We start from the raw sequence: 364 nt of genomic DNA on the forward strand, positions 1-364 counted from the left end.
TGGGGTCACTTTCGTAAACTCTGGACTATAAGTCGCAGTCACTGGAGTACCATTCTTATCCACGCGTTTAACCGTCACTGGGTCTGGTGTGCCTACAAACTGCTTGTCTGGAGTAAAGGTTACTGTTCCGTCTGGCGCAATTGTGTAAGTTCCTTGACCTTGAATAGACTTCCCTTTGCTTCCATCTTCGAAGGTTGGCTCAACTGTTTCATCAATTGGAACCAGTGGATCACCACCAGCAAACGTTGGAGTACCCGTTTGTGGAACACCCTGAGGACCTGTGCTGGTTGCGCCAGTTCCTGTAGGAGTGACCTTAGTCACTGTTGGTGTATATGTCGCAGTAACCTCTGTACCGTTCTTATCT

1 protein-coding gene is annotated in these 364 nt (G+C 48.4%); it reads right to left on the reverse strand.

Annotation, left to right across the window (positions count from 1 at the left end; translation table 11 throughout):
• Positions 1-364: hypothetical protein (locus HMPREF2655_RS03390; protein ID WP_142352121.1), on the reverse strand; the 364-nt coding region annotated here is incomplete at both ends.

It is taken from the genome of Streptococcus sp. HMSC066F01, from assembly GCF_001837335.1.
Taxonomy (GTDB): Bacteria; Bacillota; Bacilli; order Lactobacillales; family Streptococcaceae; genus Streptococcus; species Streptococcus oralis_S.